The organism is Cobetia sp. 14N.309.X.WAT.E.A4 (assembly GCF_030397495.1).
Lineage (GTDB): Bacteria > Pseudomonadota > Gammaproteobacteria > Pseudomonadales > Halomonadaceae > Cobetia > Cobetia marina.
Map to the genome: position 1 here is coordinate 92,455 of NZ_JAPNXT010000012.1, position 26,354 is coordinate 118,808.

At 61.9% G+C, this 26,354-nt stretch carries 25 protein-coding genes; 23 read left to right on the forward strand and 2 right to left on the reverse strand.

The window, feature by feature from the left end:
* The first annotated feature begins 6 nt into the window (after positions 1-6).
* From OW493_RS14755 to OW493_RS14835, 17 genes are all read left to right on the forward strand, one after another.
* The gene (locus tag OW493_RS14755) at positions 7-1,242 is read left to right on the forward strand and encodes a phage major capsid protein (RefSeq protein WP_289864774.1); all 1,236 of its coding nucleotides are present in this window, start codon (positions 7-9) and stop codon (positions 1,240-1,242) included.
* A 77-nt stretch (positions 1,243-1,319) separates the two neighbouring features.
* Positions 1,320-1,649, forward strand: a complete 330-nt coding sequence (locus OW493_RS14760; protein WP_054557054.1) for a head-tail connector protein — start codon at positions 1,320-1,322, stop codon at positions 1,647-1,649.
* Positions 1,650-1,656: 7 nt separating this feature from the next.
* The gene (locus tag OW493_RS14765; protein ID WP_289864777.1) at positions 1,657-2,202 is read left to right on the forward strand and encodes a head-tail adaptor protein; all 546 of its coding nucleotides are present in this window, start codon (positions 1,657-1,659) and stop codon (positions 2,200-2,202) included.
* An 11-nt stretch (positions 2,203-2,213) separates the two neighbouring features.
* Positions 2,214-2,792, forward strand: coding sequence for a hypothetical protein (locus OW493_RS14770; RefSeq protein WP_054557056.1), 579 nt, complete (start codon positions 2,214-2,216; stop codon positions 2,790-2,792).
* On the forward strand, positions 2,789-3,229 hold the full coding sequence (locus OW493_RS14775; RefSeq protein WP_054557057.1) for a hypothetical protein: 441 nt from the start codon (positions 2,789-2,791) through the stop codon (positions 3,227-3,229). Before OW493_RS14770 ends, OW493_RS14775 begins: the two co-directional genes overlap by 4 nt.
* Before the next feature lie 3 nt (positions 3,230-3,232).
* On the forward strand, positions 3,233-3,979 hold the full coding sequence (locus OW493_RS14780) for a hypothetical protein (protein ID WP_054557058.1): 747 nt from the start codon (positions 3,233-3,235) through the stop codon (positions 3,977-3,979).
* Between the two features lie 12 nt (positions 3,980-3,991).
* Entirely contained in the window at positions 3,992-4,165 is a 174-nt protein-coding gene (locus OW493_RS14785; protein WP_289864782.1) for a hypothetical protein, read from the forward strand.
* Between the two features lie 71 nt (positions 4,166-4,236).
* The gene (locus tag OW493_RS14790) at positions 4,237-8,040 is read left to right on the forward strand and encodes a hypothetical protein (protein WP_289864783.1); all 3,804 of its coding nucleotides are present in this window, start codon (positions 4,237-4,239) and stop codon (positions 8,038-8,040) included.
* Between the two features lie 33 nt (positions 8,041-8,073).
* On the forward strand, positions 8,074-8,472 hold the full coding sequence (locus tag OW493_RS14795) for a hypothetical protein (protein WP_289864785.1): 399 nt from the start codon (positions 8,074-8,076) through the stop codon (positions 8,470-8,472).
* Positions 8,473-8,500: 28 nt separating this feature from the next.
* Positions 8,501-11,878: a hypothetical protein gene (locus OW493_RS14800; RefSeq protein WP_289864787.1), complete on the forward strand. Its 3,378-nt coding sequence runs from the start codon at positions 8,501-8,503 to the stop codon at positions 11,876-11,878.
* Positions 11,879-11,970: 92 nt separating this feature from the next.
* Entirely contained in the window at positions 11,971-13,176 is a 1,206-nt protein-coding gene (locus OW493_RS14805) for a hypothetical protein (RefSeq protein WP_289864789.1), read from the forward strand.
* Between the two features lie 3 nt (positions 13,177-13,179).
* The gene (locus OW493_RS14810) at positions 13,180-13,644 is read left to right on the forward strand and encodes a hypothetical protein (protein WP_289864790.1); all 465 of its coding nucleotides are present in this window, start codon (positions 13,180-13,182) and stop codon (positions 13,642-13,644) included.
* Between the two features lie 17 nt (positions 13,645-13,661).
* Positions 13,662-14,042, forward strand: a complete 381-nt coding sequence (locus tag OW493_RS14815) for a hypothetical protein (RefSeq protein WP_289864792.1) — start codon at positions 13,662-13,664, stop codon at positions 14,040-14,042.
* A 9-nt stretch (positions 14,043-14,051) separates the two neighbouring features.
* On the forward strand, positions 14,052-16,136 hold the full coding sequence (locus OW493_RS14820; RefSeq protein WP_289864794.1) for a hypothetical protein: 2,085 nt from the start codon (positions 14,052-14,054) through the stop codon (positions 16,134-16,136).
* Positions 16,137-16,178: 42 nt separating this feature from the next.
* The gene (locus tag OW493_RS14825; protein ID WP_289864795.1) at positions 16,179-16,400 is read left to right on the forward strand and encodes a hypothetical protein; all 222 of its coding nucleotides are present in this window, start codon (positions 16,179-16,181) and stop codon (positions 16,398-16,400) included.
* Between the two features lie 69 nt (positions 16,401-16,469).
* Complete coding sequence (locus OW493_RS14830) at positions 16,470-17,342, forward strand: site-specific DNA-methyltransferase (RefSeq protein WP_289864797.1); 873 nt, start codon at positions 16,470-16,472, stop codon at positions 17,340-17,342.
* Positions 17,343-17,957: a BglII/BstYI family type II restriction endonuclease gene (locus OW493_RS14835; protein ID WP_289864799.1), complete on the forward strand. Its 615-nt coding sequence runs from the start codon at positions 17,343-17,345 to the stop codon at positions 17,955-17,957.
* Positions 17,958-18,576: 619 nt separating this feature from the next.
* Here the strand turns inward: OW493_RS14835 and OW493_RS14840 are convergent.
* Positions 18,577-19,746 carry a glycosyltransferase gene (locus OW493_RS14840; RefSeq protein ID WP_289864801.1) on the reverse strand — a complete coding sequence of 390 codons (1,170 nt, stop codon included), beginning with the start codon at positions 19,744-19,746 and terminating at the stop codon, positions 18,577-18,579.
* A 326-nt stretch (positions 19,747-20,072) separates the two neighbouring features.
* Between OW493_RS14840 and OW493_RS14845 the strand changes: the two genes are divergently transcribed.
* Together OW493_RS14845 and OW493_RS14850 are read left to right on the forward strand one after the other, a co-directional pair.
* Positions 20,073-20,930 (forward strand): methyltransferase domain-containing protein, encoded by an 858-nt coding sequence (locus tag OW493_RS14845; RefSeq protein ID WP_284729293.1) that lies wholly within the window; start codon positions 20,073-20,075, stop codon positions 20,928-20,930.
* 72 nt (positions 20,931-21,002) lie between these two features.
* Positions 21,003-22,058 carry a methyltransferase gene (locus OW493_RS14850; protein WP_289864803.1) on the forward strand — a complete coding sequence of 352 codons (1,056 nt, stop codon included), beginning with the start codon at positions 21,003-21,005 and terminating at the stop codon, positions 22,056-22,058.
* Between the two features lie 45 nt (positions 22,059-22,103).
* Here the strand turns inward: OW493_RS14850 and OW493_RS14855 are convergent, their stop codons facing one another.
* Entirely contained in the window at positions 22,104-22,643 is a 540-nt protein-coding gene (locus OW493_RS14855; protein WP_077374288.1) for a GreA/GreB family elongation factor, read from the reverse strand.
* Between the two features lie 243 nt (positions 22,644-22,886).
* Here OW493_RS14855 and OW493_RS14860 point away from each other — a divergent pair, with 243 nt between their 5' ends.
* From OW493_RS14860 to OW493_RS14875, 4 genes are all read left to right on the forward strand, one after another.
* Positions 22,887-23,576, forward strand: a complete 690-nt coding sequence (locus tag OW493_RS14860; RefSeq protein ID WP_176493333.1) for a hypothetical protein — start codon at positions 22,887-22,889, stop codon at positions 23,574-23,576.
* A 152-nt stretch (positions 23,577-23,728) separates the two neighbouring features.
* Positions 23,729-24,367, forward strand: coding sequence for an NUDIX domain-containing protein (locus OW493_RS14865; protein WP_077374282.1), 639 nt, complete (start codon positions 23,729-23,731; stop codon positions 24,365-24,367).
* 268 nt (positions 24,368-24,635) lie between these two features.
* A complete protein-coding gene (locus OW493_RS14870; protein ID WP_077374279.1) occupies positions 24,636-25,082 on the forward strand; it encodes a DUF1249 domain-containing protein in 447 nt (148 codons plus the stop codon).
* A gap of 192 nt (positions 25,083-25,274) precedes the next feature.
* Entirely contained in the window at positions 25,275-26,009 is a 735-nt protein-coding gene (locus OW493_RS14875; RefSeq protein ID WP_279855262.1) for a metallophosphoesterase, read from the forward strand.
* Positions 26,010-26,354 lie beyond the last annotated feature (345 nt).

Genomic DNA, 26,354 nt, shown 5'->3' on the forward strand with positions numbered 1-26,354 from the left:
GGCTACATGAAACTCTCTGAACTGAAGCAGAAGTACGCGGCCGTCGCCAAGGACATGCGCAAGATGCATGAAGATGCCGGTGACACCGAATGGAAGGATGAGCAGCGCAGCCAGTGGCAGTCCATGAAGAGCGAGCTGGATGGCCTGCAGGACAAGATCGATCGCGAAGAAGCCCTGCGCGATGCAGATCAGCGCTTCGTGCGTGACAACGAAGAGGAGCTGCGCGGCCAGTCTCAGACGTCTGAAGCTGGGCAGTCCCAGGGCCCGAGCGTGGACGAGCAGCGTGCCGCGGCCTTCGATGCCTTCGTACGTGAAGGCATGGGCAACATGAGCAAGGAGCAACGCGCGATCATGCGTGAGATGCGAGCTCAGGCAGCGGGCGAGAATGACAAGGGCGGCTACACCGTCCCGACCACCATGCTCAACCGCATCCATGAGTCCATGCAGGACTATGGCGGGCTGGCCTCGGTCGCCCAGATTCTGAATACCTCCGATGGCGCCACCATCGAATGGCCGGTGTCTGACGGTACCGGGGAAGAGGGCGAGCTGCTGGGCGAGAACACCGCCGCCAGTGAAAAGGATGTCGAGTTCGGCATCCAGAACCTCGGCGCCAAGAAGCTGAGCTCCAAGGTCATCCGTGTCTCCAACGAGCTGCTGCAGGACTCGGCCTTTGATATCGAGGGTTTCCTGGCCTCGCGCATCGGCTCCCGTATCGGTCGCGCCGAAGCCAAGTACCTGGTGAGCGGTACCGGTGCCGGCACTCCCCAGCAGCCCAAGGGCCTTGCCACCTCGGTCACTGGCACCGTGGCGGCAGCCGCTGCGGCCAGCCTGAACTGGAAGGACATCACCAAGCTGATCCACAGCATTGATCCGGCGTACCGTCGCGCGGCGAACTTCCGTCTGGGCTTCAACGACAACACCCTGCAGAAGATCACCGAGATGGAAGATGGCCAGGGTCGCCCGCTGTGGCTGCCGGCCGTCGCGGGCCTGGCGCCATCCACGGTACTCGGTCAGTCCTACTTCATTGATCAGGGCTTCGAGGACATGGCCGCGAGCAAGAAATTCATGTTCGCCGGTGACTTCCAGCAGTTCGTGATTCGCCGCATCAACTACATGACGCTCAAGCGCCTGGTCGAACGCTATGCCGAGTTCGACCAGACGGCCTTCCTCGCCTTCCATCGCTTCGATTGCGTGCTGCAGGACACTGCCGCCATCAAGGCGCTGACCGGCAAGGCGGCCTGATCCTCACCCACCACCTGACACAAGGGCCGCCATCGCGCGGCCCTTGCCTGTTGGGGCCAACCCCATGAGGCATGTCGATGCTCGAGCTGGACATCATCAAGTTGCACGTCCGGCTGGAGCCGGACTTCTCCGAGGACGATCAGCTCCTCGAGACCTATTCCAATGCGGCCCGTCGCGTCATTGAAGGACGCACGGGGCGCACGCTGTATGAAACCCACGACGCCATCCCGGCAGAAGGGGATGAGCACGCGCTGGTCATCGATGACGACATCACCACCGCGATGCTGCTGCTGATCGGCCACTGGTACGAGACCCGTGAAGCCGTGGTCATCGGCACCATCACCTCAGAGGTACCCATGGCCGTGGGCGCCCTGGTCGATCACTACACCCATTACCACTTCGCATGAGGTGACTATGCGCGCCGGACAGCTTCGTCATCGCGTCACCCTGCTGGGTAGCCGCACCGGGCATCCGCCCAGCTGGCCCACCTTGCGTGAGGTCTGGGCCGAATTCGTGGAGCCCAAGAGTGCCGGGCGAGAAGAGCAGTCGGGCATCCGCGCCCCATCTTCCACGCTGGTGCGCATGCGGCCCCGCGATGAGTTGGCAGCAGGCCAGATCATCCGCCGCCGCGATGGGTTGCTGTTCATCATCGAATCCCTCGACCCGGCACGCAGCATGGTCGAGATTGCCGCGCGTCGCCTGCAAGGCGTGGTGGCCGAGTATGAGCCGATGAGGGGTGAGGCCTACCCCATTCAGGCATGGCTGCACCGGCAGAACGTCTTCATCGGCCAGGCCAATGAGGCCCGCAACGTGGTCGAGGTACTGCAACCGGAGCTGCGCTGGCCGTGGCCAGAGCCCGGTGACAGGATTCACATCGCCGGTCTGGCGCTCGAGATCGAAGGCATCGTGGAAGGCAGCGATGACGGCATCAGCGTGCAGCTGTTCACCATTCCTCGCTGACAGGAGGCCGCATGCCTCGCAAGCGTGGCAAGAACTCACGGCTGCCCAAGGGCGTGGCCATCGAGGGATTGACCGAAAGCCTGGCGGAGTTCAAGGCGCTACCCGCGGCCACCCGCCGCGCGATGACCTCGGCCATCAATGAGCAGGCATCCGCGACCCGCAAGCAGCTCATCGATGACATCAGCGCCGATGGCAAGGTCAGGCCGACGGCGGTGCGCTCGCGCATCACGGTCGAGAAGGCCAGTAAGGACCAGCCAAGCGCCAGTCTCACGCTCAGCCGCTCACCGGTGCCATTCAAGTCCTGGCAGTACCGCACCGAGGTGGAGGATGGCACTGGCACCCGCGCCAGTATCTGGATTCGCAAGGGCGGCCAGCGCATGCGGGTCTACGGCTTCGTCAATCCCAAGGGCGGCAGCAAGACACCGCTGGTGCGCTACCGCAAGGGCAGTCAGCGCCGCCTCACCCGCGCCAACGGCTGGACCCTCAAGAACCATTGGAATCATCAGGTGAATGGCGAGCTGCGCAACCAGATCGCCTTCGACCTCCAGCAACGCTTCCTCGCTCGCCTGGCCAAGGAGAGAGCCACATGACGCCCATCACCCGCGTGATCGATGCCTTCGTGGCACAACTGGCGGCCATCTCGACGGCCAATGGCCATGCCACCGACATCGCGCATATTGAGACCGAGGCCATCCAGATCAACCTGCGCTCGGAGACCCCGCTGCCACTGCTGCATGTCCGTCGTCTGGCCAGCAACGTGGACGCCCGCGCCGGGCGGGGGACGCGCAAGGAATCGATCAGCCTTCAGATCGAGGCATATCTCGACCTCAAGACCCATGGGCGTGCCGGTCAGGATGCGCTGCTCAATGATCTTTACAACGCCATCTATCCGGAGAGCCAAGTGCTGCTCGATGGGCTGGCGGTCACCATCACGACTGGTGAAGCCGAACTGGATGATGCGGAGCTGGGCAGCCGCATTCTTCCCATCTATCTGCCCGTGACCATCACCTACACCCGCACGAGGTAACTCATGGCTGACTTCAAAGACACAGGCCTGATCATGTCTGGCGACATCTTCATGGCCGAGGTGGATGCCAACGGCAAGTTCGGCGCCCTGAATGGCCCGATGAACGTGCCGTCCCTGAGCATCACGCCGACCAGCGTGAACCGCATTTCTCGCCCTTCCTTCCAGAAGGACAACTACGGCCAGGCGCTGGATGCCGTCAACCTGCCCAGTGACTCGGCCAGTGTCACCATCCAGTTCGATTCCATGCCGGCCGCCATGCTGGCGGAGACGCTTGGCGGCACGGCAGAGCTGGCGGATGCCGAAGCTGACAGCGTGACCGGCGAGGCGCTGACCCTGACGGAAGGGGCCTGGGCGGCGCTGCCGCATTCCTCGCTGGCCGCGGGCAGTGTCGTGGTCACCAAGGACGCTACCGATGTCACTGCTGACTGCGACATCAACCTGAGTGCCGGCCTCATCAAGGCGCGTACCGCTGCCGCGGCAGGTGATGTCACCGTGGATTACGATACCGAGGCGGTCACCGGCCATCGCGTGATGGGGGACACCGAGATCTCCAAACCGCGTTACATCCTGGTGGATGGCATCAACCTCGCCACCGGCAAGCGTACCCGGGTCGAGATCTTCCGTGCCGTGTTGTCGGCGGATCAGGCCACCGAGCTGATGGGCACCGAGTTCATCACCGGGCAGCTGTCCGGCTCGCTGGTGGTGCCGCCCGGCAAGGGCGCCGCCTACACCGCCACCATGTACAGCTAATGGGAGCGAGCCATGACCGACAAGACTGCTACGGGAAAGACTGGCACTGAGGCAAAGCCCACCGACTCGGTGAGCGTCAAGCTCAGGAAGGCGCACCGCCACGGCGGTAAGGAGTATGCCGCCGGCGACTCCCTCACCCTCGAGGTGCGCCAGCTGGATCGACTGAAGAAGGCGGGCAAGGTCTGAGCCTGCCTGCTGTGAGTTGCACCACCTAGCCCGCCATCTGGCGGGCTTTTTCATGTCCGGAGCACGACACGATGGCCAATCAGAGTGACATTCAGCTGCGCATTCAGGCCGCGGTCGATGGGCTGCAAGACATCGGCAAGCTGATGAGCGAGCTGGATAATCTCGGGCAGGATAGCAGCGAGGCCTCAGCCGAGGTCGAGCGCCTCTCTGAAGAGATGTCGGCCATCGGCCAGCAACAGAAGCTGGTCACCCAGATCAACAAGGTCGCGGCGGTCGTGGATGACGCCGGGACTGCCATGCGTGAAGCCGTGGACAAGGCTGACGGCTTGCAGGCCGCGTATGAGAATTCCGCCAATGGTGCGGACTCGCTGCGGCTGGCGACACAGCGGGCTGCTCAAGAGGCGGACGATGCCAAGGCGGCGCATGTCGCCCAGACTCAGACGCTGACCCAGCTGCAGACCAGCTACAAGGGCGCCCAGACCGCCACCACTGCCGCCCGTCAGGCATGGCGTGATGCCGCACAGCGTGTGCGTGACCTCAAGTCCGAGATCGGCCGGAGCGCCAACGCCACCGACGAGCAGCGCCGGGCATTGTCGCGGGCCAGTGGTGCCGTGGAGCAGGCGAAGGATGCCTACGATGCCCAGGCACAAAGCCTCAGCAGTCTGCGTGATGAGCTGCAGCAGCAGCGTGAAGCGACGGATGAGGCCAAGGAGGAGTGGCAGAGCGCCAGCGCCAGTGCGGCCCAGCTGACTGCCGAGCTCAAGCCGGTCGAGCGCGAACTGAAGCAGCAGGAAAAGGCCCTCAACAAAGCCCGCGCGGCAGCCGACAAGGCGACCGCCGGTCATGAGGCTCAGGCCCAGAAGCTCACGCGCCTGCAGCAGGATGCCCACGCCGCGGGTGTGGACATCGACAACCTGGCCGATGAAGAACAGCGCCTGGCCCGCCAATCCCGTGAGCTGGAAGACGACGTGACCTCGCTGGCATCCGGCTTGCGTGAGACCGCCGCGGCCGCCCGCGAATCCGGTGAGGCAGCCGAGCGCAGTGAAAGCCGCTTCAAGAAAGCGGGTGCCTCACTCAAACAGTGGGCTGCCGGTGCTGCCGCCGCCACGGTGGCAGGGGCAGGGCTGGCCGTCGGCTGGGCCACGCGCTACACCGCTCAGCAGGCCGAGATGGCCCAGCAGCTGGATATCACGTCGCGCTCGCTGGGTATCTCCACTCAGGCGCTGCAAGGCTATCAGTACGCCTTTCAGCGTGCCGGTATCGATGCCGACAAGACCGGCAATATCTTCAAGGACACTGCCGACAAGATCGGTGACGCCTACCAGAACGGCGGCGGTGAGGCGCAGGACGCCCTCGATGCTCTGGGCATCAAGGCCGAGGAGCTGATCGAACTGGCGCCAGACGAGATGATGTTGCGCCTGGCCGATGCCATGAAGGATCTGCCCCAGGCGGCTCAGGTCAACCTGCTGGAATCGCTGGCAGACGATGCCACACGCCTGCAGCCACTGCTTGCCAATAATGCCGCTGAACTCCGAGCTCTGATGGAAGAGGCCAGCGAGGTGGGGCTGATCATGTCCTCCGAGCAGATCGCCAATCTGCAAGCGACCAATGCCGCCATCACCCGCCTGCAAGGCCGGCTACAAGGGTTGAGCAATCGCCTGATGGGCGAGCTGTCACCGGCGGTCAATCAGGTGTCCGCTGACTTCGAGAAGGCTCTGGCGGAAAACCCCGGGCTGCTGGACGACCTCGCCACGGCCATCGGGGGTGTGATTCGCACCGGCGGCGAGTGGGCGCGCAGTTTCATAGAGCATCGCGATCAGATTGGCGGTGCCATGCAGTCGGTCGTCGATACCGGCCAGTTTATGGGCAATTCTCTGCTAGCCGTATTCCGGTTGGTGCAGTCAGCTGCCGCCGGATTGACGGCCGGCATCGCAAGCGTCAGCACCGGTGTGCTGCAGCTCAACGCCAAGTCGCTCGAGTTGCTGAACAAGGTTGGCGCTGCTACCGATGAAGAAGTCGCCAGGGCGCAGGCCAAGGCCAAGGCGGCAGAACAGACGCTCTATGACCTCAACAAGGATGCCGCGCGTTACTTCAAACAGGCTGCCGAGGCAGGGAAGGACGCGGCCAACGCCTTCGACAACAGCGATACGGCCGCGCAGAAAGCCGCCAAGTCTGCTGCCAAGCAGGCCGCTGCCTCTGAGGCTGCGGCCATTGCCGCCAAGAAGCAGGCCGAGGAGGAAGAGAAGGCCGCCAAGCAGGCAGCGGATGCGGCCGCCAAACGCCAGAAGGCACTGGAAAACGCCGCCACTTCTCTCGGCACCTCGCTGGGCGAGCTGTCCAGTGGTATTGCGGACAGCGAGCAGGAAGCCCTCGATGCCTTCGCCACGCTGGCGGCCAGTGGTGAATTGAGTGCGGCGCAGCTAGCGACGGCCTTCGAGAAGGCGCAGGACAAGATCAAGTCTGACAAGGGGGTCGCCGCCCTCAAGGATCAGGTCGATGGGCTGGTGAATGACGGCGTGACCGGAGCGGATTCTCTCGCGACCAAGTGGAAGTCTGCCGGTGCCCGCCTGGCCAAGGACATGGGCACCACCCTGGAAGAGATTCGCACCGGTGTGACCGAGGCGGAACGCTCGGCCATTGATGCCTTCACCAAGATCGCCTCCACCGGTGAGCTGTCCGCCAAGGAGCTGAGCCGTGCCTATGTCGGAGCCAAGGAGCAGATCAGCTCTGACGAGGGCATCAAGGCTTTCGGCGCGGTTCTCGATGGGCTGGTCAAGGATGGTGTGACCGGGGCTCGCACGCTCAAGGCGCAGTGGATCGAGGCGCAGGAAGCCACGGCCAAGGCAGCCCGGGACACAGGAGACAAGGCGCAGCAGGCCTCTGCCGACACGGCCAAGACGGTGGAGGCCTCTGTCACGCGCAGTGCCCAGACCCTTGCCCAGCTGATGAGCAATGCCCTGCACGAGACGGAAGAGCAGATGCGGTCACTCAGTGACGCCGCCTATCAGGCCTTCGCCACTGACTGGGGGATCGACACCCAAGCCGAAGGCATCGAGGGCATGCAGGACCGCATTGCCGAGCTGGATCATGAAATTGGTGATCTTCGCGACAACCTGGCCACCCGTCTCGACTCCACCGGCTTCACGGCCTGGATGACAGACCTCGCCACCACGTCACGTCAGACCGAGATCGCCTTCCTCGAGCAGAAGATCGCCGTGGAATCGCTGACCGACCAGATCGAGGCAGGGCGGGCGCCAGCCAGCGCACTCTCACAGGACATGGACGATCTCTCAAGCCGCTTCGACCTGCTCGATGAGTCAGATCTTTCCGGCCTCGAAAACGCCATTCAGTCGGTGCGCAGTCAGGTCGAGTCGCTGTCAGACAGCGTGAGTGACACCTTGGCCAGTCTGCGCTCGGAGCTCGCCAGCCTGCAGGGCGATAGCGCCCAGGTCGAGGCGCTGCGATATCAGCAGCAACAGACCGAGCTTCAGGAGGCGCTCAACGCCGCCCGGGCATTGGGCGATGCTCAGACCATCAGCGCGGCGCAGGAGTCGCTGCGGCTCGCGGAACGCGCCCATGATCTGCGCCTTGAGGATATCCGCGCCCAGTCTGAGCAGGAGAAGCAGCAGGCTTTGGCAGATGAGGCTGAGCGTCAGCGAAACGTGCAGGAGGCTGAGGCCACCCAGCGCGAGAACAACCGTGACGCCCAGAACCGTACCAGCCAGCTCACCCAATCGGTGCAGGCCCAGCGCCGCGTGGCGGTGGATCTGAACATCGGTAACGAGACTGTCACCCTCAACGAGGTGGACGAACGTGAGGCCGATGCCTTTCTTGATCGATTGACCCAAGCCTCACGCACGACGGCCCGCCGCTGATGGCGGGCATTTCATTTCTATCGAGAGAACGCCATGGCGATCATCCTTGAGGGCATTGTCTTGCCCGATGACATCCAGTGGACCGATGAGCTGGTGTCTCACAGCGTCGGCCAAGTGCAGACGCCCACGCTGACCGGGGCACTCATCATCGAGGAATCCGCGCAGGCGGCAGGGCGTCCCATCACCCTCGCCAGTGGCAACGGGGCCTGGGTAACCCGCGCCACCGCGTTGGCCCTCACTGAGCTGGCGGCCACGCCACGGCCTGACGGCACGCCCATGACGCTCATCTGGGGCGATGGGCAAACCCTCGATTGCGTGTTCGATCGTGCCAGTGGTGAGGCGGTCACGGCCACCGAGGTCTATCGCCTCGCCGCTGGCGGCCAGGGGCCGGATCACCCCTACACCATCACCCTGCGCCTGATCACTGCCTGATTCTCACCTTCCTGCTGGAGCCAGCCACATGGCCGACGACACGATTCACAGCGGCGACATCCGCATCCTGCAGTCTGAGCGCATGACCGATAACGCCGATGGCGGTGGCCGGCTGACTGGCCGTCCCGTGACCGATGGCGCGAGCAATGACATCTTTGATGACATCTCTGATCTTGATCGCGCAGCGGGGCGCACCTCGCTGCGCAAGGTGGGTGCCGGCGTACTGACCGACAACACCGCCCAGTATTTCGGCGCGCACGCGATCATTGACCAGGTGCCGGCTGATCCTAATGTCAGCGTGGTGATGTTCGATACCGGCTCGCCATCTGATGAGCGTGCCGAGTCCCGCGATTATGTCGAGAGCTATGTGACCGCCGGCGCGACCTCGCGCATGACGCTGCTGGGCGATCAGCTGGCCGGCCAGCGCAGCATCATCACGTTTCAGATGCCAGAGGCTACGCTGCCCGATCTGGGCGATGTGCTGGCGCTGATGACCGAGCAGGGCGATGCCGCCGGCGAGGTCCAATATGTGCGCATCTCAGAGATCGACCACGAGATCAGAACGTTTGAGTATGAGAACGGCAGCAACGTGCAGACGTTCGAGCGCCGCGTGCTGACGCTGGGGCTATCCACCGCGCTGCGCCAGCGTGTCTATGGCGTGCAGCCCAAGCCTGGCACTCTCAACCCCGATACCGTGATCCGCGAGGGGCAGAGCACCGATGCCGCCCGTTACTATGGCGTCAGCACCCTGACCCAGCCGGCCACCTTCGGGGCCAATAGCGTCACCGTGGCCAGCACCTATGCGCCGCTTGTGCCGGCCACCACCACCGAGCAGGCGGTGACCGATGTGCAGGTGGGCGGCACGGCCACCATCAGCGTCAGCAGCGGTGGCTCGACCTTCGAGGTGGCGCAGATCGCCAGCACCACCCAGATCGCTATCGAGCTGAATAACCGTGGCTTCACCTATGTCAGTCGCCTGGACCCACTGCCGGCACCTGGTAGCGTGGTGATCGCGTATCGCTCGCTGGGCAAGTGGTATGAGCTGCGCGACGATGACGCCAATGGCGATCTGAGCGGCAGCGGGGCGGGGCGCGTGGACTACGCCACCGGATCTGTCAGCGTGACGCTGGGCGGCTTGCCGGATGTCGGCAGTTCGGTGCTGTTCAGCTGGGGCACGCCGGCCCACTATGAGGACCGCGCCGGCCAGGCCACCATCGACAAACCCTGGATGACGTTCGTGCTCGATCACGCCGGCGTGATGCCTGGCAGCGTTACCGTGCGCTGGATCTCTGGCGGCAGCGAGAAGTCAGCCTCCGATGATGGCCTGGGGAGCCTCAGCGGCGCAGCCACCGGCCGCGTGGTCTATGGCTATGCCGACGGCAGTGGCGCGCCCCAGCCTGGCGAGGCGTATGTCGAGTTCAATGGCGACGCCTTCCCAGATGCCAGCACCCAGGTCGAGATCGAATATGACTACGGGGCACCGAAAACCGAGCAATTCCTGCCGTCTGCCAACGGGGCCGGCCTGGTCAGCCTCAGCATCAGCGATGCGCCGGTGCGTCCTGGTAGCGTGGCCATCACCTGGGCAGTGGTGCGCACCTGGTCGAGCAGCGAGAGTGAGTCGCGCAGCAGCCCGCGCACCGGCACCTGGGAGACTGTCGAGCAGAATGGCGGCGAGGCCGATGTCACCTACACCATCACCGATGATGGCCGTGGCGGCTTCAATGGTGGATGGGAGGGCAGCATCGACTACGCCACCGGCGCGGTGACCTTCGAGGTCGAGAAGATCCGCGAGGTCAGCGAGTGGGATGATGGCGACGCCACGCACCGCGAGTGGGGCAGCAAAGAGAAGCGCGATGTTTTCGAGAATGGCTCGAGCGTCTGGCTGACCAGTCAGCTGGACAGCGCCGCCCCGACCACCCACACCATCACCCAGGATCTCGCCCCGCTCGATGTCGAGCTGATGCCCCTGCTGCAAGATAGCGTCGTGCCAGGCACCCTCAGTTTCATCTTCCGAGGCGATACGTTCATCGACCGCCAGGGCGGTCTCTATCGCAGTGTGACCAGCAACGGGGCCGGCGTTCTCGCGGGGACCATCGACTATGGCACCGGTGATGCCCGCATCACTGACTGGCCGAGCGGCACCAGCGCCACCATCACCGTCAAAACGCTGGTGAGCACCTTCGGCACCTGGACGCTCGATGAGGCGTTTTTCCGCACGCCAGGCTCGCCGCTGCAGGTGGGTGGTCTGCTGATCCAGGCCACGACGCTCGACGGCCGCTCGATCACCGGCCAGGCGGCACTCTCTGGCGAGATCGAGGGTGACGAGATGTCAGGCAGCGTGAGCTTCGAGACGGGGGTGGTGCGGGTGACCTTCGGCCAGCTGGTCAGCAATGACAGCCTGAGCGCTGCCGAGCGCGCCGAATCCTGGTACGACGCCACGGCCGTGGATGACGCCGGCATGATCTGGCGGCCCACCCAGGTGATCCCGAGCACCGCCCGTTTCAATGCCGTCATTCTGACCACGCTGCCGCTCGAGGCTGAGCTGATCGGCATCGACCCCGTGCGCCTGCCCAGCGATGGCCGCGTGCCCATCTATCGCGCCGGCGGCGTGGTGGTGGTGCATCACACCGGCCGCGCCCCGTTCCCGCTGGGGATTGGTAGCGGCACCACGCTGGAGGTCGGCCGCTCGCGGCTGGCCAGTCTGGTGGTGGAGGACGCCACCGGCGAGGAGGTGCCGGCCACCCAGTACAGTGCAGACCTCGATGCCGGCACCGTGCAGCTGGCTGCGCCTGATACGGCCACCCACCCCGAACCCTGGTACGCCCTGCACCGCGTCGAGGACATGCTGCTGGTGGGTGACGTGGATCTATCGGGGGCGCTGACGCTCAAGGGCAATCTGAGCCATGACTACCCCGCCGGCGATACGCTGGTCAGCGCCGCGATGGTGGCTGGCGATCTGCAAGCGCGCGTGGCTGACTTCTTCGATCTCTCGAGCTGGGATCGAGACTGGAGCAAAGACGACAACGATGGCGCAGATGGCACCCTGGCCGAGTACAACGTGACCACCTACCCGCCAATCATCACCAACCGTGGGGCCATCACTGAGGATTGGGCGCTGATCTTCACCAGCTCGAGCACGTTCCGCATCATCGGCCGCACCGTGGGCGAGATCGGCGTGGGCAATATCAATGAGGACACGTCGCCTATCAACCCGAATCAGGGCGTACCCTATTGGACGCTCAAGGCGGGCGGCTTCGGGGCCGGCTGGGTGAATGGCAACGTGATCCGTTTCTCGACCATCGGCGCATCCTTCCCGATGTGGCTGGCGCGCGTGATCCTGCAGGGGCCGGCCAGCGGGCAGCAAGATAGCTTTAGGCTGCAGATCCGTGGCAACGCCAACGCCTGATCGCATGCGGCAGGCGCAACCCTCTACCCCTATTCCTATTCCTCAACCGCCCAGCCACTCGCTGGGCGGCCTTGTTTCTGGAGACGTTCAAGATGGCCGATTTTCCCGTGAAGTGGTTCAGCAATGACATGGGCGGCAGCCCTGCCAATGGTGATGAATATGGAGCGCTTGTCGAGCTGCTGAAAGCCTGCCTTGTGACCGGCTTCAACACCAAACCCATCACCTCGCTAACGTATGACAGCGCCACTCAACAAGCCACCGCGAGCGTGGGCAGTGGTCACGGCTACCTCAAATGGCAGGTGATCGCCATCAGCGGGGCAGACCAGGCAGGCTACAATGGCGAGCATCGCGTGACTGCCATCGGTAGCGATTGGGTGCGCTTCGCGCTTGATGCCGCGCCCGCTGCCGCTGAGGCGACCGGCGAGCTGATCGAGATCAAGACGCCACCCGTGGGAGGCTGGGAGGTGGTGGCCGAGGATGCCGATACCCATCGGGCGGCTTTTCGACGCACTGATGTGACGGCGACAGACCTGACTTTGATCGTGCGCAATGACACGCACACCAATTATCCTGATACCACCAGTGCCTCTCGAGTCGCACAAGTTGCCTGGGTGGAAGACTTTAGCGATTTAGATACATTTGGGAGTGAGAACGTGCAGTTTTGGCCATTCTCAGGCTACTACCTAACGTCTCTCCGCCTCGACCCAGATTGGAAGATCGTAGCAAACTCCAAGTTCATTTATTATGTAGATCGCTATGGTTATGATGGCGGGTATGGGCTTATGTTTGCTGGCGATATTCCATCATTTAGACCCGCAGACAGTTATAATTGTATTGTCAATGGTATTTATGGCAGAGATAATTGGAATAGCTCCAGTCGTTCCATATATCCATATAGCTGGAAGTTTGGTTATAATAACTTTTTTACAATCTCTCGAGCGAACCATCAGCTCCCTGGTGTGGAGGCATGCTCTTTAGTCGGTGTTGGCCAGTCACCAGGCACAACCTTCGCTTACCCAAACCCGTCAGATAATGGTCTGCATATCTCGCTGGGAAAAATCATTGTAAGAGAGGGGAAAGGAGGGTTCGCGCAGACAAGCTATATTAAGGAGCAATCTGCTCGAGGGTATCTGCCTGGCTTGTATCAATCTCTCAATGCTAGCGATGTTTATCATGGATCGATTATTGATCATATACCTGGCCTAGATGGCGATCCAGTTCTCATGATTATGACAGCTGCAGATGAAAAGAATTATATGAGCGGCCTTGTTGCTATAAATCTCGCTGATTGGGAGTGATTTATGGCTGATGAAATTATTGTAGTTAATAAATCTGGTGTGAATGGGCTTTACAATGCCAATCAAAACTCTGTCCGAGTAGTTAATCCAAGTGCAATAAAAAATAATGGTCAATCTAGCATTCTCGTCGTGACAGATGCTGGACTCCCTTTAGTAAGATTTGATCAGCTTGACGGCAGTGGTGCTAATGGCACGGCCACTGGCGGCGTCTCAGATCCGGCGCGCATGGGCGTCATTGCCGGCACCGTGCTGGACATCCAGGCCCAGCCCGTCAGCCGGCGGGTGCGGGTGCATGAGCGCGCCACTGGCCGCATCGTGCGCGAGACGTGGAGCGATACCGATGGCAAATACCGCTTTACGGACCTCGACCCGCGCCGCGCGTTCTACGTGATGGCCTTCGATCACACCCTGCAGCAAAACGCTGTCGTGTCAGACAATGTGCATTCTGAGGTGGAGGACAGCCCGTGATCAGCTTCTCGACAAGCGTGAAAAATGCACGCTTGGCGGCCATCGCCGGTGCGATTGATGCCGGCGATTCGCCGGCGTCATTCGTCGTGTACTCCGGCACCCGCCCATCACCTGGTGCTGCCGTCACCGATCAGGTTGCGCTGGCCACGCTGGAGGTACCCCAGCCATTCGCCGCCGATCTCTCTGGTGGCGTCCTGACGGGGGCAGCCTTCGAGGAGGTGATGGCCGATGCCGATGGCGAGGCCACCTGGTCGCGCCTGGTCGATGGCGCGGGTGCCTGGGTGATGGATCTGGATGTCGGCATCGAGGGATCAGGCGCTGACGTGACCATCAGCTCGACAACGATTTATCGCGGGATACTGACGCGGATCAGCCGCATGGTATTCGCTGAGGGCTAGGGGGGCACCGTGAGAGAGATCAGGCTGCAGTTTGTCCAGGGGCTTGCCCCCTGGAATGCGCGAGCGCTCGAGCTGCGCCTGGGTGGCGATCCTGGTTTGCTGCTGCTGTTCGCCGGTGACTATGTGCCGCCGGCGGGTGGCAATGTCGTGCTGGGCTTTGGTGGTGCCACTGAGGCGGTGGAGCTGCCCCGCGAGCTGGTGCTCGATGCTCAGCTGACGCCGCCATCCCTCGATGCACGGCTCGCTCAGGGCGGTGCCATCGAGATCGCGGCCAGCCTGGTGATGCCGGCAGCCACCGTGCGTGCGCAGCTCGAGCTGATCCAGTCGCTCAGCCTGGAGGTGACCACGCCGCCGGTGACGGCAGAGATCCGCGTCGAGCATGGTGTCAGCCTCTCGCTGGTGGCCACGCTGGGTGCCCCGGCGGTGGTCGATGTCGCGCTGACCCGCGAGATCAATGTCTTTCGTGGTCCTGCCGATAATGCCGCCTCGCGCTTCGAGAACGCGGTGCCGCTCGAGGCCCAGGGCAGCACCCGCTGGGAGCAGCCTGCTCGCCCCTATGGCACCACCGCGTCAGCTTTCGAGCAGGGCGCAACGCTTGCGGCCAGTAAGGGTGGCCAGTGGTCGGCACGCCCCCGCACCGATGCCATCAGTGGCTCGCGGTGGGAGCAGGCCGAGCGCATCCTGGGCACCCTCAGTGGCAGCCAGTGGCTGCAGCTGCCGCGTGTCCGCCGCGCTTCTCGGCCGGTATGGGAGCAGGGGCAGGGCATTGCCGCTGCTCGCTCGAGCGGCTATCAGCACCCGCCCCGCAATGATGCCCGCCGGCGCTCGCGCTATGAGGAGGCCCGCACCCTCGAGCCGGTGACGATGGATGTGCCCTATCAGCAGGGGCGCACCACCGGCGACGATTGGCGCGTGCCCTGGGAGCAGGCCCGCCGACCACCGCCTGGCATCGACTTGCCCCCAGATCCGCCTGAGCCGCCGGTGCTCGAGCCGGTGGAGGGCACCACCACCCTGCAATTCTGCCACGCCATGCCGAGCGCCCCGTGGGTGCTGCAGTTCGGTCTGACGTGTGAGATACCCACCCCGACCATTCCCGTCAAAAGGCTCTATATCGTGCAAAACTCCGCGCGCCTGGTGCGCCTCTCCGATGGCCTGGAGCTGCCGGCCACCCAGATGTCGCTCAGCATCGACGCTGACAGCTGGGCATGGTCATTCTCTGCCGGCCTGGCAGGGCGTGATGCTCAAGCGCTGGTGACCGGCACCGATGGCCAGCCGGTGGAGGTGATGGCCGAGATCAATGGCGAGCAGTGGCGGTGCCTGGTGGATGGCTGGCGACGCTCTGAGAGCTGGCAGAGCCATAGCGTGACCATCAGCGGCCGCTCGCTCGCGGCGTACCTGGGCGCGCCCTACGCCACCGCGCGCAGCTACACCGAGGACAGCCAGGCCACCGCCTCGCAGCTTGCCCGTGCTGAGCTGCCAGAGGGCTGGTCACTGGATTGGCGCATGACTGACTGGGTGGTGCCCGCCGGTGCGTGGAGTTATGACAGCCTCGCGCCCATCGACGCCATCTCACGGATCGCCCAGGCGGCCGGCGGCTATGTGCAGGCCCATCAGCAGGATCAGACCGTCATCGTCGCGTCACGCTTCGAGGCAGCGCCCTGGCGCTGGGCTGAGAGCGAGGTTGATCTGGCGGTGCCCCGCGACATCATCACCCAGCTGGGCAGCGATCAGCAGCCAGGTGATGCCCGCAATGCCGTGTGGCTGCATGGCGATACCGGCGGCATCCAGGCCCAGATCATCCGGCAGGGCACCGCCGGCGATCAGCTGGCACCCACCGTGGTCGATGCGCTGATCACCGATCAGGCACCGGCGCAGTCGCGCGGGATCGCTGAGCTGGCAGCTACCCTACGTCAGAGCACCGAGAGCCTGCAGATGCCCCTGGCGGCCTCTCTGGGCGGCCTGCTGCTGCCTGGCATGATGATCGAGTGCGATGGCTGGCGTGGTGTCTCGCGGGGTGTGAGCGTCAGCGCCAGCCTGCAGGGGCGTGCCCTGAGCGTGCGCCAGTCTATCGAGCTGCAGAGATTCCATCTGTGATGGCTTCGGGTGCTATCAATTCAAGCAAAGGAGGGGGATAGCATGGCCAATCCATATCGCCGCCTGCTGGCGTTGCTGCCGACCACGCCGCGCCAGGTAGGCGAGGTGATCAGCGTCAGCGGCTTGCGCGTTCGCGTGGATCTGGTGGGGGGTGGGGTGCGCACCTGCCAGGGCGATGCCCAGGTGGGTGGCATGGTCTACGTGGAGGGGGATCAGATCATCGGCGAGGCACCGAGCTTGCCGGTGGTGGTGGTCGAGGTGTGATAGCCAGCGAGGCTGGATCTTTTAGTCTACCTCTGGTAAGATGCTTCGCATCGAACGGAGAGATATACAATGACTGAATTTCAGGATTTATTAAAATTGGATAAAGAGTTTTGCGATTATTATATAGGCGTAGAGGATAACATTTCCTTCATGTCAAAACTCGAAGATCAATCCCAGAAGCTAATAGTTACATCGCCTCCTTATAATATCGGAAAGTCATATGAGAAGGTTAAGGTCTCTCTAGATGATTACGTTGAATCACAGAGGAGAGTGATCACAGAGTGTGTCCGACTTCTAAAGCCTAATGGCTCTATATGCTGGCAGGTAGGTAATCATGTTAAGAATGGTGAGATTTTTCCGCTGGATATAATTCTGTATGATATTTTTAAGAGCTTAGGGTTGAAGCTCAGAAATAGGGTTGTTTGGCATTTTGAGCATGGGCTTCACTGTAAGAAGAGATTGTCAGGCAGACACGAGACTATACTCTGGTTTACAAAAGAAGACGAGTACACCTTCAATCTTGACCCTATAAGAGTGCCCTCAAAATACCCGAATAAAAAGCATTACAAGGGAAAGAATGCTGGAAAATTATCTAGTAATCCTCTTGGGAAAAATCCTGGTGATACTTGGATTTTCCCGAATGTAAAGAGTAATCATGTAGAGAAAACTATTCATCCTTGCCAATTTCCTGTTGAGTTGGTTGAGCGCTTAGTGCTCTCTCTTACAGATGAAGGTGATTCTGTTTTCGATCCCTACATGGGGGTTGGGACGACAGTTGTGGCTGCGATGAAGCACGGAAGGTATGGAGTCGGTTGCGATACTGAGTCTGATTACGTTAATGTTGCACATGAAAGGTTGCATATGTTGCAAAATGGCAGCTTAAAAACTCGGCCAATGAATAAGCCGGTCTATGATCCAAGTCTTCCTAAAGGCGGTCACTAAATGAAAATAGCCAAGATACATTCACATATGAATGGACTCGAGTATTTAGGCTACCATAAAAACAACTTGCTTGACGAGATTAAGGATGTAATCTCTCAGGTAGATGCTGCTTCCTGTAGGATAAAAGAGTCTAGGGAAGCTAGAAAACAAGATCAAGGGTTACTATACTCTCCTAAAGAGATGAATAGGCTGTTTAAGTTGCATTTTAATGCACTTGGTTGGGAGGATGAAAGAGTAACTAACTGGCTTTGCAGTGACCTGGATGTACTTAAACGTTCAGTTACATTGTCTCCGGAGGAACAGAAAAAGAATATTGAAGATCGTGGCCTTACGGCTATAAGGTCCTCAAATGAGACTGATTTTGTCAAAAATCGAGTCGCCGTAGAGGTCCAGTTTGGAAAATATTCTTTTGTAGCACACGATTTATTTGTGAAGCATATGGCTTTCTTTTCAAGTGATAGAATAGATGTGGGGGTTGAAATAATTCCTATGAAATCTCTTGAAAAAAATATGTCTTCTGGCGTCCCTTATTTTGAAAGAGATTATTTTAATCTAATGCGGCAAGGTAGAGGTACACCGGCAGTGCCACTCATCCTTATTGGTATAGAGCCTTGATAGCCCCACATCTTATACAGTGATTGTTTAAAGTAGCCATGCTATGCTTATGTATAGCATGGTTCTTCCGAATCGATACAAAATATTAATGATTATTGCCCGTGTCATGTTCGTTTATTGATATGGAAATGGTTTAAAATGTCGTCGGGTTTCGACAGTCCGTCTTGAACTTCAGCTGCGTTAGGTTTCGTTCTGATCTCGGTGCGCGGTTGTACTCTTGGGGAGGCACCTATTGAAGTCCAGTTCAGTGCTGATTGTCGTGTATGGTGCTGTGTATGGTAAAAGAGAAAATAGAGCTCTAAGCCCATGGTAACGGGATTATACGACTCCTGCAGGGGGCGCCAAGCCCTTCATTCATCCCCGCGTCATTCTTTCCTGAATCTCTCGTCACTCTCTGTACAGGGTGTCTCTCTGCTGTCTCTCGCTTGCCTGCCCTCTGGCTTCCGGGTCACGTCCTGCGCGCCCATGCGCCAGCAGCTTTCAGAGTGAGCCGGACCCCGGCTTGAGCAGCACGGCGCCTCATGCATGGCACGTCATTTATGATGCCCTGACCTGTTGCCCGGAGAATGGCAGTCGTGCCGGGCGGGGCAGGGCATCTCGTCATTCCATCGCGTTGTGTTCAGTCGCGATGTGCTGCCTCGGCATCCGTTGGCAGGGCCAGAAATTCCTGCATGATACGGGTGTCGCGGAAACGTTCGATCAACTCCGGATCCTCGGCGAGTGACGGCGGGTTCTCGAGCCCTTCGCGGATCTTGGCTGCCAGGCCTTCAATGCTGTTCTCGGAGATCAGCCGCGCCTGATCATGGATCAGCACATTGCGGACCCCACCGGGGACATCCGGCGCGACGCATGGCGTGCCGCAGCACATGCTTTCCACCAGCACGATTCCGAAGGCTTCACTGCGCGAGCTGAGAATGAACAGACGGGCATGCTTCATCCACGGGTAGGGATTGACCCGGCTGCCGATGAGATGGACCCGGTCGCCCACCCCGAGCTCGCGAATCAGGTTCTCCACACTCTCGCGCTTGGGCCCATCGCCGACGATGACCAGGTCTTCCTCGATATCGGCGGCGAGATAGGCCTTGATCAGGACATCCTGACGCTTCACGTCCGACAGGCGACATACCTGCACGACATAGGGACGTGATGGCAGCTCCACGGGCTCATCCGCCATCTGCGCGATGGCATCGAGATCGCAGACGTTGCCGATGGTGGCGAGGCGTCGAGGCGTGACAGCGTGTTGCGAGAGCAGTCGCTCGAGTTGCTCGCGGACATTGTCGGTATTGCAGATGATCTGCTTGTCGGCGTACAGGCGCTTGAGCAGGAATTTCTGACGCCAGCCCTGGCGGATGTCACCGGGCCAGGACACGGTGACCTGCCACAGGCGCGGGTCCTTGAGTGACCAGACCGTCTCGAAGGCGCCCTGGCCGCGCATGATCACCCGGTCGACGGGGCCATGGCGTGTTTCCAGGGTACGGATGAATCGCCGCAGGTAGGCGCCACCGTAATAGCCGCGCCAGACGAATCCAGAGCCCTTGATCAGAGGGTTGAGCACTGCGCGGGTGAAGAGGTCATACACCAGGCCAATGCCGGACTTGCGGAATGCCTTGTCGAAGTCGATCTGGTGGACATGTACGCCCGGGTCCGGGATGAGTTCGAGTTCACCCTTGAGCACGAGCACATGCACCTCGTGACCTTCGCGGCACAGGACATTGGCCAGATTGACGGTGTTTCGCTGGATCCCGCCGATGTTGAGCTTGCGTACCACAAGCAGGACGCGTTGTTTCATGGTGGCCATCTGTCCGAAAAGATGTGGGATGAGCCATCAACTCCCAGCGGTGCCAGTGACGGAAGACTGCCGGGGATCCGGCGCTCGGTCTGAGGCAAGGGGAGCGGGATGAGCGGAGGGTGCCATGTTACGTGGATTCAATGAGCGGGGGAATGCCGCCTGCCCAGCCGGATGTCAGGGCTCTGCGCCGCAGTCTGCTTGCATTCTGGCTTTGATGGAGTAGCCTACCTGCCGCCTTGTCCCGCGCGGCGCCTTTCGGCGTCTGCACTGCCGACTGTCGTCCAGTCGTGACCTCCGATTCCTTCACGTTCGAGATCCTGTCTGCCATGTCTGATGCTTCCAACCCGCCTGTCCGAGGGGAGTCCCGTGTCCGTCGTGCCACGGCGGATCGTCATTTCGATGGGCTGGCGGAAAAGTTCGAGCGCGGTTTCTATACCACCGAGCGTGGCAGGGTGCGTCTGGCGCTGACTCGCCAGTTGATGGAGGAGCGTTTCGCCCATCTGCCGGCCACCCAGGTGCTCGAGATCGGGGCCGGACTTGGTCAGATGGCGCACTGGTGGTTGTCGCGTGGCCATCAGCTGACGCTGGTCGAGCCTTCCGGTGAGATGCGTGAGCGCGCCATGCAGCGACTGTCCTCTCCAGAGGAGGATGCGGCCCCGCTGACGCAGGCCACCCTGACAGAGCGCCTGACCTGGGATGGACGTGATCTGCAGGGGTTCGCCGCCGCGGCCCACCGACAATGGCCGGTGGTGGTCTGCCATGCCGTTCTTGAATGGCTGGTCTCTCCGCGTGAAGGGTTTCTGCTGTTGGCACAGCTGCTGGCACCGGGTGGCGTGATGTCATTGAGCGTCTTCAATCGCGACGCGCTGGCATTCTCCAACGTCACCAAGGGCAACTTCGACAAGGTGCTGGACGGGCGGTTGGCCGGATGGGGAACGGGCAAGCGTCTGACGCCCATCTCGCCGCTGCGTGATGTCGAGATTCGCCAGTGGGCCGAGGAGGCCGGGCTTGAGGTGCGCGAGCTGACAGGGCTGCGAGTCTTCCATGATTATCTGCGCTCGCGAGACCCGTTGAGCGAGGGGGACATGCAGAAACTGCTGGCCCTCGAGTGCCAGCACTGGCGCACGCCCCCCTTCGTCCATCTCGGACGCTATCTGCACTATGAGCTGGTGCGCCCTGCCTGAGGTGTCACGGCGCAGGCTTCTGCGCCGTCTTGCTGTTCATCATCTGCCGTTTCCTATCTTTTCGGAGTCTTCATGTCTGCTCAAACCCCCGCCTGCCAGTTGCTTGAACGCCAGGACAGTGATTTCCGTGATTGGCTGTGGGTCGCTGCACCGCGTGATGACTGGTGGCTGTCATCGGACCGCCAGCGGCGTGTCTGGGGGCATGACACCGGCATCGTGAATGCCGCGCGGGAGGCCGGGCACCGGGTCAGCCATGCGGTGGCCTTTGCCGAAGCCCGCGCGGATACCACGATTGGCGAGGCGGCGGGTGCCTTGCTGTTCTGGCCCAAGGCGCATGCGCTGGGCGAGTGGTGGCTGGTGGCGCTGTGCCATGTATTGCCGGCAGGTACGCCGATCAAGGTGGTGGGCGAGGTCAACGGTGGCATCAAGCGCGCTGAGCGCATCCTCAAGGCACTGGGAATGACGGCCCGCAAGGACGATACCGCGCGTCGTTGCCAGCTGTGGTCATCCGCCACGCGTGAGTTGACGGCCGAACAGGCCGCCAGCAGTGAATCGCCACTGGCAGTGGCTGGACAATGGACAGAAGGCTGGGGCGAATTCGAGGCGCTGGAGCTGCGCCTGACCAGCCATCCGGGCCTCTACGGCAATGCCAAGCTGGACCCGGGTACCGCGCTGCTGCTGGAGAACCTGCCGACCCGTGGCTACAAGCGGGCGCTGGATATCGGGGCGGGTGACGGCATCATCAGCTGCTGGCTGGCGCGTCACGGTGCGCGCGTGATGGCAGGCGATGTCAGTGCCTTCGCGGTGGAGGCGACCCGTCGCAGTCTGGCGCTCAACGGGCTTGAGGCGGACGTACGCCTGAGCGATGTCTTCGCGGCGTTCGAGGGCGAGCGGTTCGAGGCCATCGTGGCCAATCCGCCGTTCCATCATGAGCGCGATATCGATTACGGACCGGCGGCGCGTCTGATCAGCCAGGCGCCGGATCACCTGGTGCCGGGCGGTACCCTGACGCTGGTGGCCAATGCCTTTCTGCCCTATCCGGATCTGTTGCAGGCGGCCTTCGGCGAATTCGAGGTGCTGGCCGAAACGCGCCAGTTCAAGGTCTATCGTGCACGCAAGGCGCGCTGATCCTCTGTGGCCTGATTCCCTGCGACCTGATGCTCAGCCCGCCGCTTACGCCTCCGGCGACTGATAGCGGATGGCCGTGATGATGTAGGTGGTCTCGCCGCCCGGCGCTGCCACGCTCACGTCATCATCCAGCCCCTTGCCCAGCAGTGCCCGGGCGAGGGGGGCATCGACGCTGATCCAGCGGCGCGCGTTGTCGGTCTCATCAGGGCCGACGATGCGTATCTCCATCTCCTCTCCCTGTTCATCCTCCAGCGTCACGAAGGCCGCGAAATACACGCGCTCCAGATCCGCGGGCAGGCGGTCGACGATGGTCAGTTCATCCAGACGCTTTTCCAGATAGGCGATCTTGGCGATGGTCTGATTCAGTGCCTTCTTGTTGTAGGTGTAATCCGCATTCTCGCTGCGATCCCCCATGGCGGCGGCCTCGCCCGTCTTGCGCGATAGCTCCGGTCGCCTGACGCGCCTCAGGTGGTCGGCCAGCGCCTTCATCTTCGCGTGGCCCTGCGGGGTGATCACGTTGCTCTTCTTTTCCTGACGAGGATCGGTCTTGGGATCGCGCCAGCGCGTCATGTTACGACCTTGCATGTCTTTCTCCACAGCCTGCGAAAATGAAGGGCAAGCGCCCGCAAAGGGCGCTGTCTTGCGTTGAGGCCTGCGACCAAGGGGGGTTGGCGGCAGATTCAAACGTTCGTTACAGTCTTGGCATGCCGTTCACGTTCTCGTGATATCGCCATTGCGGCAATTCGCCAGCACGCCTGCCAAGGCGCAGGTCTCAAGGGGCATTGCCGTATCATCCCGCCAACAATAATGAATTTCAGGGAGCTGTCCATGCCAACCCCGTCATCGCTACGCCGTACTCGTCGCGCCACGCATCGTGTCTACCAGCTGATGCTCTCAGGAGGCATGGCGCTGGGCATCACGCTGGCCGGCATGACCGGCGTCCAGGCCGCCGAAGGAGATGATGCCGTCTTCGGACTCATGAAACGCTGGGCCCAGGTCAACTATCAATCCTCCGGGGACGCTCAGGAAACCGGCATGGAGGCCTTGGGCAAGGAAGTGCGCGCGCTGGCGGACCAATACCCGGACAACGCCCATGTGCTGACCTGGGAGGGTATCATCCTGGCGTCGTGGGCCAAGGCGCGAGGGGGACTGGGGGCGCTGGATCTGGCCAAGGAAGCCAAGGCCACCCTTGAGCAGGCCATCAAGCTCGACCCCCGGGGCGACAATGCCTCTGCCTACGTGACGCTCGGGGCGCTGTATGACAAGGCGCCGGGTTGGCCGGTCGGCTTTGGCGATGATGACAAGGCGGGGGAGGTGCTGCGTCAGGGGCTGGCCGTCAATCCTCAGGGCATGGATACCAATTTCTACTATGCCGACTATCTGGCCTCCGAGGGCAGGAAGGCCGAGGCACTCAAGCATGCACGGCTCGCGCTCAAGGGCCCGGCTCGGCCCAATCGTGAGCTGGCCGATCAGGAGCTGAAGCGCGAGATCAAGGCACTGATCACACGACTGGAGTGAGTGTCGCGCACGCGGCTTCAGGACAACGGTGACCGTTCGGCGGCACTGGACGAGGGGCACTTCCTTCGGACAGTGCCGCTTTCACGTCCAGTGGGCGGGCTGGCCAGCGCAGGGCGAGGTCGGGATAATGCGACTTCAGCCAAGGAGGATGCATGAGCGATACACCAGAGCACGTGGCAGGGCAGCAGGTCTTTGCGCATGACGATGTCGAACGGGTCGAGACCAGGGTGCTGCAGGACGGTTTCTTTCGCCTGGAGCAGCGCGAGCTTCGCCATCGGCGTTTCAACGGTGGCTGGAGTGATGTGATCCAGCGCGAGGTGCATGTTCGCCATGATGCCGTCGGTGTGCTGCCCTATGACCCGGTGACGGATCGTGTGGTCTTCGTCGAGCAGATCCGGGCCGGCATGCTCGAGGACGAGCGCACCCCCTGGAGTCTGGAGCCCATCGCCGGCCTGGTGGACAAGCAGGAAAGTGCGGCGGAGGTCGCGCGGCGTGAGGCGGTCGAGGAGGCCGGTTGCGAGTTGAAGGAGCTGATCGAGCTCTACCGCTATTACCCCAGCCCCGGCGCCTGCACCGAAGAGGTCACCCTGTTCATCGGGCTATGCGACAGCAGCGGACTGGGCGGGGTGCATGGGCTGGCGGAAGAGAACGAGGATATTCGCGTGCATGTGCTCGATTTCCAGGCGGCCCTGTCGCTTCTGGAGCAGGGCAGGCTTGGCAATGCCATGGCGATCATGGCCATGCAGTGGCTATTGCGGGAGCGTGCTGCACTGCGGGTGATGCACGCCTGAGACAGCGAAGGCGTTGCTTGGCAATCCCCCGTGGCTCACGCAGGGTTCCTCAACCTGCCCACCAGAACTGCTATTCTAGAGGCTTGCTGCCACCGGCAGGCCGGCAGTCGATCAATGTCTGCGTCAGTGCCGAGCGCCGAAACCCCGCTGCCGGGCGCTCTCACGGCGCTTGATCTGTCGCGCTTTGCCCGCATCATGCCATGCACGATACAGGGTGTGCCCTGCTAGACAGCACGCCAATGTTCTGAGATTCGCAAGGAGTTTGCCCATGCAGGTCAAGAAAGCCTATGTGGCCGACCTAAAAGCACTCCATGCCGAGTGCGGGTCCAATTATCTGCGCCTCACGCGCATCCTCGGCAAGGCCGAGGCAGGTGACAGCTTCGCCTTTCCCCTGGCGGGCAATCAGGGCCACTTCGGTACCCTGTTGCTCGAGGTGGTCGAGTGCGCGCCCTATACCACCATGGTCACGGTTGCCCAGACTGGCGTGCTGGATCACATCATCGATTCCCCGCGGATGAGCGTGCATCTCTATCACGACGTACGCATGGCCGAAGTCACCGACTTCCAGCGTCAACGGCATTTCTCGGGGCGCAACCGCTATCCGAACCCTCGCATGCACCAGCCGGATGAAAAGCTTCAGCTCAATCGTTTCCTCGGCGAGTGGTTGAGCCATGCTCAGGCTTTCGGGCAAGCCGATGTGCCCGAGTTGCCATGACGAGGCTGCCGTGACGAGGCTGTCGTGAGGCCCGCCGGGATGGGGGAGTGAGGGCGGCACCAGCGTCATGATCAGAAAGAGAATTCGCGTTGCGGATTCCACGCCTGACCGGCTGTCCGCTTGACTGCCTGAAAGAACCGCGATGGCCCGGCCATCGCGGTTCTGTTCTTTTTTCCGCTGTTCGAGAGACCCATGCGACTGATCCAGATAAGTGACTGTCATCTGCGTGCCGACCCTGACGCGCGCTCACGACTGGGCTTCCCCTTGCGTCAGCTGGAGGCCGTGATGGCGCATGCCTCAAGCCTGCGTCCCGATATCCTGCTGGTGACCGGGGATGTCAGCCAGGATGAGAGCCCTGCCTCCTACCGCCTGGCGGGGGAGCTGTTCGATGCCCTGGGGTGTCCGTGGTTCTGGTTCGCCGGCAATCATGACCACCCGGATTTCATGCAGGAGCTGCGTCCTTTCCATCAAGAGCTTGATCTTGGTGACTGGCGTCTGCTGTGTCTGGACTCGCGCATCTCTGGACAGGCAGGGGGCGAGCTTGGCCGCGAGCAGCTGGCGGCGCTGTCGCTGTCGCTCGAGGAGGATACGAGGCCGACGCTGCTGGCGATGCATCATCATCCAGTGCCGATCGACTCGGACTGGATGGATCAGCTGGGCCTGGCCGACCGTGATGCCCTGTGGGACACCCTGAGTCATCACTCGCAGGTGCGGGCCATCCTGTGCGGCCATATCCATCAGGCTTTCGCCACCCGGCGCCCGAGCGGGCAGGGCAGTGTCGCCGTCTATGGCGTGCCCTCCACGTCAGACCAGTTCGCGCCGCTCAGCCATGATTTCGCCGTCGATGAAGCGGCGCGGCCAGGCTTTAGGGTCGTGGATCTCGACGGAGAGCGCCTCGAGACCTGGGTGGAGCGTGTCAGCCTGTGAGCGCCTTCGCGCTCCCGCTCGCGGCGTTTCGCCATCGGCGTGGGGCTGACGTGTCCCGGGGCAGCGGAGGTCATGTATTCATTTTTGATCTTAAAAGATATTTTCTGATTCTTTGACGTTATCAAGGCGGCGCGGGTACCGTATCGGTATCCAGCATGCTCCGTGGGGGGTGAGAGAGTGAGAGTCATCTCGATCGACACGACCCGCGGGCACGCCCACTGATTGTCACGGGCCGCCTTCCAGGGCGACTCCCAGCGCTCACGAGGTTGCCGCACGCGATGCTTACCCCCGAACGTCAGACCCACCTCAAGCAGCTCGAGGCCGAGTCCATCCACATCATTCGTG

What these genes read in the sequence shown, in the direction of transcription:
- OW493_RS14845 (WP_284729293.1), top strand. Translation starts at nt 20,073, where the DNA reads ATGTCTGATGCTTCCAACCCGCCTGTCCGAGGGGAGTCCCGTGTCCGT.
- OW493_RS14870 (WP_077374279.1), top strand. Translation starts at nt 24,636, where the DNA reads ATGCAGGTCAAGAAAGCCTATGTGGCCGACCTAAAAGCACTCCATGCC.
- OW493_RS14875 (WP_279855262.1), top strand. Translation starts at nt 25,275, where the DNA reads ATGCGACTGATCCAGATAAGTGACTGTCATCTGCGTGCCGACCCTGAC.
- OW493_RS14770 (WP_054557056.1), top strand. Translation starts at nt 2,214, where the DNA reads ATGCCTCGCAAGCGTGGCAAGAACTCACGGCTGCCCAAGGGCGTGGCC.
- OW493_RS14795 (WP_289864785.1), top strand. Translation starts at nt 8,074, where the DNA reads ATGGCGATCATCCTTGAGGGCATTGTCTTGCCCGATGACATCCAGTGG.
- OW493_RS14760 (WP_054557054.1), top strand. Translation starts at nt 1,320, where the DNA reads ATGCTCGAGCTGGACATCATCAAGTTGCACGTCCGGCTGGAGCCGGAC.
- OW493_RS14800 (WP_289864787.1), top strand. Translation starts at nt 8,501, where the DNA reads ATGGCCGACGACACGATTCACAGCGGCGACATCCGCATCCTGCAGTCT.
- OW493_RS14840 (WP_289864801.1), bottom strand. Translation starts at nt 19,746, where the DNA reads ATGAAACAACGCGTCCTGCTTGTGGTACGCAAGCTCAACATCGGCGGG.
- OW493_RS14850 (WP_289864803.1), top strand. Translation starts at nt 21,003, where the DNA reads ATGTCTGCTCAAACCCCCGCCTGCCAGTTGCTTGAACGCCAGGACAGT.
- OW493_RS14825 (WP_289864795.1), top strand. Translation starts at nt 16,179, where the DNA reads ATGGCCAATCCATATCGCCGCCTGCTGGCGTTGCTGCCGACCACGCCG.
- OW493_RS14810 (WP_289864790.1), top strand. Translation starts at nt 13,180, where the DNA reads ATGGCTGATGAAATTATTGTAGTTAATAAATCTGGTGTGAATGGGCTT.
- OW493_RS14855 (WP_077374288.1), bottom strand. Translation starts at nt 22,643, where the DNA reads ATGCAAGGTCGTAACATGACGCGCTGGCGCGATCCCAAGACCGATCCT.
- OW493_RS14835 (WP_289864799.1), top strand. Translation starts at nt 17,343, where the DNA reads ATGAAAATAGCCAAGATACATTCACATATGAATGGACTCGAGTATTTA.
- OW493_RS14775 (WP_054557057.1), top strand. Translation starts at nt 2,789, where the DNA reads ATGACGCCCATCACCCGCGTGATCGATGCCTTCGTGGCACAACTGGCG.
- OW493_RS14860 (WP_176493333.1), top strand. Translation starts at nt 22,887, where the DNA reads ATGCCAACCCCGTCATCGCTACGCCGTACTCGTCGCGCCACGCATCGT.
- OW493_RS14785 (WP_289864782.1), top strand. Translation starts at nt 3,992, where the DNA reads ATGACCGACAAGACTGCTACGGGAAAGACTGGCACTGAGGCAAAGCCC.
- OW493_RS14765 (WP_289864777.1), top strand. Translation starts at nt 1,657, where the DNA reads ATGCGCGCCGGACAGCTTCGTCATCGCGTCACCCTGCTGGGTAGCCGC.
- OW493_RS14755 (WP_289864774.1), top strand. Translation starts at nt 7, where the DNA reads ATGAAACTCTCTGAACTGAAGCAGAAGTACGCGGCCGTCGCCAAGGAC.
- OW493_RS14830 (WP_289864797.1), top strand. Translation starts at nt 16,470, where the DNA reads ATGACTGAATTTCAGGATTTATTAAAATTGGATAAAGAGTTTTGCGAT.
- OW493_RS14805 (WP_289864789.1), top strand. Translation starts at nt 11,971, where the DNA reads ATGGCCGATTTTCCCGTGAAGTGGTTCAGCAATGACATGGGCGGCAGC.
- OW493_RS14780 (WP_054557058.1), top strand. Translation starts at nt 3,233, where the DNA reads ATGGCTGACTTCAAAGACACAGGCCTGATCATGTCTGGCGACATCTTC.
- OW493_RS14790 (WP_289864783.1), top strand. Translation starts at nt 4,237, where the DNA reads ATGGCCAATCAGAGTGACATTCAGCTGCGCATTCAGGCCGCGGTCGAT.
- OW493_RS14865 (WP_077374282.1), top strand. Translation starts at nt 23,729, where the DNA reads ATGAGCGATACACCAGAGCACGTGGCAGGGCAGCAGGTCTTTGCGCAT.